Source organism: Sulfurovum sp. XGS-02 (assembly GCF_023213175.1).
Lineage (GTDB): Bacteria > Campylobacterota > Campylobacteria > Campylobacterales > Sulfurovaceae > Sulfurovum.
The window spans coordinates 2,185,770-2,193,079 of sequence record NZ_CP093312.1 but is presented as its reverse complement, the minus strand read 5'-3'; the positions used below and the strand labels follow the sequence as shown (position 1 = coordinate 2,193,079).

The 7,310-nt window shown below is 39.8% G+C and carries 6 protein-coding genes; 3 read left to right on the top strand and 3 right to left on the bottom strand.

What is annotated here, in order from left to right:
• Window positions 1–82: 82 nt before the first annotated feature.
• Complete coding sequence (gene ruvC, locus MN086_RS10990; RefSeq protein WP_248576025.1) at window positions 83–568, top strand: crossover junction endodeoxyribonuclease RuvC; 486 nt, start codon at window positions 83–85, stop codon at window positions 566–568.
• Here the strand turns inward: ruvC and MN086_RS10985 are convergent.
• From MN086_RS10985 to MN086_RS10975, 3 genes are all read right to left on the bottom strand, one after another.
• Window positions 561–2,267: a murein L,D-transpeptidase gene (locus tag MN086_RS10985; protein WP_248576024.1), complete on the bottom strand. Its 1,707-nt coding sequence runs from the start codon at window positions 2,265–2,267 to the stop codon at window positions 561–563. The genes ruvC and MN086_RS10985 overlap by 8 nt on opposite strands.
• Window positions 2,268–2,406: 139 nt before the next feature.
• Entirely contained in the window at window positions 2,407–2,958 is a 552-nt protein-coding gene (locus MN086_RS10980) for a porin family protein (RefSeq protein WP_248576023.1), read from the bottom strand.
• Window positions 2,959–3,077: 119 nt separating this feature from the next.
• Window positions 3,078–3,917 carry an FAD-dependent thymidylate synthase gene (locus MN086_RS10975; RefSeq protein ID WP_248576022.1) on the bottom strand — a complete coding sequence of 280 codons (840 nt, stop codon included), beginning with the start codon at window positions 3,915–3,917 and terminating at the stop codon, window positions 3,078–3,080.
• Between the two features lie 70 nt (window positions 3,918–3,987).
• Here MN086_RS10975 and MN086_RS10970 point away from each other — a divergent pair, with 70 nt between their 5' ends.
• On the top strand, window positions 3,988–5,091 hold the full coding sequence (locus MN086_RS10970) for a deoxyguanosinetriphosphate triphosphohydrolase (RefSeq protein WP_248576021.1): 1,104 nt from the start codon (window positions 3,988–3,990) through the stop codon (window positions 5,089–5,091).
• Between the two features lie 144 nt (window positions 5,092–5,235).
• Window positions 5,236–7,053: a translational GTPase TypA gene (gene typA, locus MN086_RS10965; protein ID WP_248576020.1), complete on the top strand. Its 1,818-nt coding sequence runs from the start codon at window positions 5,236–5,238 to the stop codon at window positions 7,051–7,053.
• Window positions 7,054–7,310 lie beyond the last annotated feature (257 nt).

Sequence of the window (7,310 nt, the reverse complement as noted above, 5' to 3'; positions counted from 1 at the left end):
TAACATTTTAGCCAATTTAAGCTAAAATAGCGTTATTAAACAGAGTTGAATAATTTTATTCACTATGTGAACAAAGGTGTGAATGAATATTTTAGGAATAGACCCCGGAAGCCGTAATTTAGGGTACTGTATCATTTTTTGGGATGGAAAAAACTTTTCACTTGTTGAAGCAGGATTGGTGAAAATCAAAGCAAAAGAGCTACAGGAGCAGATCATTGAGCTTGTAGAGGGGATAGACGTCATTTTAAAGGCCCATAAAGTGGATGAAGTGGCCATTGAAGATATCTTTTTTGCCTATAATCCCAAGTCCGTTTTAAAGCTTGCACAGTTTAGAGGCGCACTCTCATTAAAGATACTTCAAGAGATAGGTTATTTCTATGAATATACGCCATTACAGGTAAAAAAAGCGGTTACAGGAAACGGGAAAGCAGATAAAGAACAAGTGGCTTTTATGGTTAAAAGGCTCTTTGGCATTAAAAAGGAGATCAAACCTTTGGATATCACAGATGCTATGGCTATTGCACTGACGCATCTGCAAAGGGTAAAACTGCGAAAGAAATCTAGTTAGAAAGCGGTTGTGCGTTTTTCTTTACAGAGATCATACGTTTTTGGGGTATGGTAAATGTGGGCTTTTTATTTCCTACCACAGACTCTTCAATGATCTTATCATAGAGATAGATATCATTTTTAAAATACGCCAAACCATCCTCTTCATAAACAGTAAAGTAGAGGATATGTACAGGGATTTGCCTTTTTAGATAGATAGTTGTAGGCTCATTGCTTGCAAGTATCTCATCTATTTTCTCTTGTGAATAACGTTTCCATGTATGTTCAAGCAGCCTATTCATAAGATCAAAAGGTTTTTCTACACGCATACAGCCGGAACTATAGATCTTATATCGTCGTGAGAGCAGTGATTTATTATCCGTATCATGCAGATATACATCATATTTGTTAGGGAACATGAACTTCACCCTTCCTAAGGCATTATTATCTCCCGGGAACTGTACAAAGCGGTAAGGTACACGCTCTTCGCTTTTTTCATAAGGGGCGAGCATCTCGTAAGTGACCTCTACCTCTTTTTTGCCTTGAAATGCATGAATATTGTTCTCTTCCAAATACATAGGGTTTTCTTTGAGTACAGGTATCAGATCGCGTTTTACCAGGTTATCGGTAATGGTCCAGGTCGGATTGAGTACCATATAGCGTATCGTACTGGAGAAAAGTGGGGTTGGTCTGTCGATGCGTCCTACTACGATACCTTTTTTCATGACCATCTCATGGTCTCTATAATACCGGAGATTAAAATCAGGGATATTGACTTCAATATACTCATCTTCAAACTGTTTTGGATAGAGTTTTGTTTTATCCAGATTGGTGATGATGGCCTGTATATTACTTTTTGCTGGTAGGTTGAGATAGTAGGTCGTTGTTTTGTCTACCATACCGGTTACTTTGATCAGGTAACGTTTTTGGTAAGTGATGACAGCTCTTTTAAGCGTTTCATCAAACTTACGGTCAATAGGCGCATTTTTAGGGTAATCTCCAGTGATCTGAAGTCGTTTTTTTATCTCTTCAACACGACTGGAACGATCACCCAGTTTCAACGTTTCATTACTGTATTTTATCTTTGGAAATTTATCCATCATACGATAATCATGAAGAAGTTTTACAAGATTTCTATAGCGTTTCTCCATAGGAAGAAGAGAGGTCAGATACTCATAGATAGTACCGTTTTCTATAGCAGAGATCAATGCGTCAAGATCCGGAAATGCTTTAGGTTCCATTTCCCATCTGGCTGTAATATCATCACTTTGTTCAAGGCTGTTCAGTTTCTCCTGTACGAGGTTCCAGTCTACATCACCCTGAACGATAAATCGTACTAAACGCACGAATGAGCTGGTAAGTACAAGGTCAAGTTTTGCATAGGCAGAGGCCTGTTTTTCCTGGCTGATCTCTCCATTGTCAAGCTGATAAAAGAGATGTTTGATAGATCTTTGATCAAATGATTTATTTTTATAGTTAAAAAGTGGGTCATTGAGTGCTTGTATCAGAAGGCTTGTTTTTGTCCTGTTTTTATTACCGATCCATAAAGGCTTATCACCGGTTTTGCTATATATATCTTGAATGATAGGTTTATTTTGACCAGTGATACGTGTTTGGACCCCTTTTTGAAGATGTGCAGCGATGCTCTCCATGGAAAGTATCTCTCCATAAAGAGGATTGAGTGTAAATAGTAAAAATATCAGTAGTGTAAAAAAACGCAAAAAAGTGCTCCAAATTTTAAAGTATCAAAATATTATGAAAACGTATTATAGTGAAATTTAGTCTAAGTTCAATTGTAGCAGGAAAGGGTAAATGAGTGAGCGTTTTTATAAGGCTAAGCCGTGAAGGCTTAACCCCGTTTCAGAATGTATAGGTAAATCCTATACTGATAGAATCAGCTAGAACATCTTGGTTTGGTAATTCGCCATCGAATCCCGTGTCATCATAGAGGTTTGTATAATCTACAAAAACATCTATATTCTCAACCACTTCATAGCTGGCACCCAGACCCCATTGAAAACCGGATTCGGATAAACTCACACCATGGTCATAATCTACCTGTCCGTACCCGAGCAATCCGTAAAGTGTAATTCCACCCATTGGATACATAGGTTTAAGATAGATGGCACTGTTTTCAAGACAATCTGTAAGTCCGGTATATCTACCCTCTACACCAATATATTGGTTAAAGTTGTATCCTGCCAGTAAAAGAACTGCATCACCGTCTGCCTCCGTACTGTTATCAGGATCCAAGTTCATATAGGAATAACCCAAACCTGCATATAATGAGCCTGTAGGTTCTGCCACTACCGGAGTTTCTACCACAGGTTCAACCGGTGCGATATCCCCACCCGCCGTTGCGAGTGTACTCATTGCCAAAAACGCTACTAATGAAAGATTAAATTTTTTCATTTTACACTCCTTGTATATTTGAAATTATCATTAGAATATATTATATTAATATGTAATATTAAATGTCAATTAATTTCTTAAATATATTTCTAAAATCTAAAAAACCGACCTTTATGCTATTATTTATCTTTATAGTTTTTATCTATGAGTTTCAGATATTTTACAGGGGTGACTGCTTTCATTTCCTCTGCCAGCCATTGTATCTGGAACCATGCCGCACCGGAATCCCTGAGGTCAAAATAGTTTTTAAGACTTCTGATATTGAAGGTAACGACCATATCCACTTTCCAGTTATCTGTGACGATGTGTTTAAATCCATCTCCCACATTTCTTTTTTTCTTTCCGTTTTCCAAGGCTTTAAAAAGCGCAGCAGCATGGCCTTTGTTTTCTTCGATGAAAGGAATAGAAGATTTTGCTACGGCAGTATGTATGAAATCAGTGTCCCTTTGATATTGAAAATGTAATTTGTCATAGATGGCTTTGATCTCGATGTGCAAATACTCTCTGTCTGTAATTACAAAGAGGTTTAAGGCAAGAAGTGTTTCAAAGAAGAAGGTAAGACCGTCTTCCGCCTCAAGTGAGGCGACAAACGCATTGATAACGCTTGACATCGTGTAGCGTGTACTTCTTACAGAAATGGCTTGGAGTCTGTGTCTTGCATGCTCCTGAAGCACACCTCTGGAAGTGCCTTGTATCAAATAACTCAAAGTTGCATGTTCTATGATGGAGTGATGGTGATGTACCCATGCAAGACTAGAAAGAAGATCTGAATCATCGATGTTATTGATGGCATCGGTATCCAGATCTAACATTGCATGCTTCACACATTCGTTTTCAGAGTTTTCAAAACTGTCATAACATGTTCTTGCTGCGATCTCTGCAACACCGAGGCCAGATTGTTGTAAAAGTGTAACTTTAGGTTTGTCATACGCTATGTGATACATTTCCATTGTTTCCATGGGCACACTCCCTCATATATTTAGATACAATTATATCACTATAAATTTAGAGCTATATAAGGATTAAGACGTGAGACCTGATGAACGATTTTTTAGTTTTGAAAAAGATTTTAGAGACCCCTATGCAAGGGACAGGGACAGAGTGGTCCACTGCAGCTCTTTCAGACGTTTGGAGTACAAAACACAGGTTTTTCTAAACCATGAGGGTGACTACTTTCGTACACGCCTCACCCATTCACTCGAAGTCAGTCAGATCGCCAGAACACTTTCACGCATGCTGGAACTCAATGAGACCCTTGCAGAAGTGATCGCACTTTCACATGACCTGGGACATACACCGTTCGGGCATGTGGGCGGAGACGAGTTGGATAAACTTCTCAAAGCAGATGGCAGAGCATTGGGATTTGAACACAATTTTCAATCCTTCAGGGTTTTGACCAAACTGGAAAAACGTTATAAAGAGTTTGACGGGCTCAATCTTACATTTGCTACGCTAGAAGGGGTACTTAAACATTCGTATCCCTATAAAAAACCTTTTTTGGAGGGACTGGATCCTCATTTTAACCTTGATAAACATCCTTCACTCGAAGCGATGGTAGTGGATCATGCAGATGAGATCGCCTATACATCGCATGACATAGATGACGGTATCAAATACGGATTGATTACTTTTGAGGATCTCTTAAAAGATACGCTTTGTTTAAGAGTGGATGCAATGGTGCAAAACGAGGGTGTGAAAAGAGATGAAAAACTCTACAGACACCGTTTTGTGGCAGGACTCATCAAACTGCTTGTAGAAGATTTTATTGAAAATTCAAAAGAGGGTACAAAAGTATATCGACAGGATGTGCCTATTTGTGTGACCATCGATGCACAAGAGAAATTACCTGTGGGATTTTCAAAAGAGACAGGAACACAGCTGAAAAAACTCAAAAAACTGCTGCATCAGAAACTTTACAGACATCAAAAGATCGTACGTAAAATGCATGCTGGAAAACAGTGTATACAAGGGCTGTACAAAGCATTTACAGAAGATACGGACCTACTACCTCCTTACCAAAAAGAGCTCTTTGATGTACGTACGAAAGAACGGGTTATTGCAGATTATATTGCAGCGATGACAGACCGGTATGCGATGAAAACTTACCATGAACTGTACGGATTTTCACTATAGAAAAGGGTAGGTATCTCTGTAAATAATCACAGAATATTGAACTAAATGAGGTCATTTTTTATATTAAAATCTCTTATATAGTAATTTTTGGGTATAATTCGCGAAAATTACATTAGGGCGAAAAGCTCTATTTCAGGACATTTTATGCAAAAAATTAAAAACATTGCCGTTATCGCGCACGTTGACCACGGTAAAACAACGCTTGTTGATCAGCTTCTACAGCAGTCAGGTACGTTCGCAGCGCACCAGCAGGTAGAAGAGAGAGCTATGGATAGCAATGCTATCGAAAAAGAGAGAGGGATCACGATCCTTTCTAAAAATACAGCTATTACGTACGGTGATCATAAGATCAATATTATCGACACCCCGGGTCACGCCGATTTTGGTGGTGAGGTTGAACGTGTACTTAAGATGGTGGACGGTGTACTTATGCTTGTGGATGCACAGGAAGGTGCAATGCCTCAGACCAAATTCGTTTTGAAAAAAGCAATTGAGTTGGGGCTTATCCCTGTTGTGGTGATCAACAAGATCGATAAGGACGGTGCAGACCCGGAAAGAGTACTTGATGAGATGTTTGACCTTCTTGTTGCTCTAGATGCAAATGAAGAGCAGCTTGAATTCCCAGTGATCTACGCTGCAGCCAGAGACGGGTATGCAAAATGGGAAATGGAAGACGAGAACAAAGATATGACACCGCTTTTTGAAGCGATCCTGGATAAAGTACCTTATCCGCAAGGTTCGGCGGACAACGATACTCAGGCACAGGTATTTACACTTGACTCGGACAACTTTGTCGGACGTATCGGTATTACACGTATCTTCAATGGTAGAGTGAAAAAAGGTGATGAGTATCTTCTAGTGAAAGCGGATGGTTCTAAATCAAAATCGAGGGTTTCTAAACTGATCGGATTTAAAGGACTTGACCGTATCGAGATCCAAGAGGCTGAAGCGGGTGATATCGTGGCAATCGCAGGGTTCGCTGATATCGATGTAGGTGACTCTATCTGTGATCCTGTGAATCCGGTAGCACTTGACCCTATGCATGTTGAAGAGCCGACACTTTCAGTTATTATGTCTGTAAACGACGGTCCTTTGGCAGGTACAGAAGGGAAACACGTTACTTCCAACAAGATCCGTGAAAGACTTGAAAAAGAGATGGAGACAAACATCGCTATGCGTATGGAGCCTACTGGTGAGGCATCATTTAAAGTTTCAGGTCGTGGTGAGCTACAGATCGGTATCTTGGCTGAGAATATGAGAAGAGAAGGGTTTGAGTTCCTTCTTGCACGTCCGGAAGTCGTTGTGAGAGAAGAAGAGGGTGTGAGAATGGAACCGTTCGAGCACTTGGTTGTGGATGTGCCTGAAGAGTTCCAGGGTGTTGCCATTGAAAAACTCGGTAAAAGAAAAGCTGAGATGACTTCACTCACACCGATGCCTGACGGTACAGTAAGGATCGAATTTGAGATCCCTGCACGTGGATTGATCGGGTTTAGAAATGAGTTTTTGACAGACACGAAGGGTGAAGGTATCATGAACCACTCATATTTGGAGTACAGACCTTACTCTGGAACAGTTGTGAGCAGAACACCGGGTGCACTGGTATCTATGGATAACGGTGAAGCCGTAGCCTTCTCTATCTATAACCTTCAGGCACGTGGTGTAATGTTCATTAAACCGCAAGACAAAGTATACTCAGGTATGGTGATCGGTGAATCTGCAAGACCGGGAGACCTTGATGTGAACCCACTGAAAGGAAAGCAGCTTACAAACATGAGAACTTCGGGTGCTGATGATGCGATCAAGCTTGTACCGCCAAGACCTATCACTCTTGAAAGTGCAATGGAGTGGATTGAAGATGATGAGCTTATCGAGATCACACCTGAATCTATCAGAATCAGAAAGAAATATCTGGATGAGAATGTCCGAAGAAGAATGGCAAGAGACAAAAAGAACGCAAAATAGTTCTTTTATTTCACTGCATCTTCGAGGGAGCTTGTTCGGTCACATACTGACCGTATGCTTCCTCTCAACAACCCTCAAATCTACAGCAAACTAAAAGACTATTTGGTTCTCTTATTGTTATCTTTATTTTGAGTATTTTTTGTAAATACTGAGTAAAGTGCAGATAAACCAAATATTACAAATATTAAACTAATTATAATTTGTTCATATTGATTAAGAGAGTGAGTCATTCCTTTTAAGCTTATAATACTCGTTGA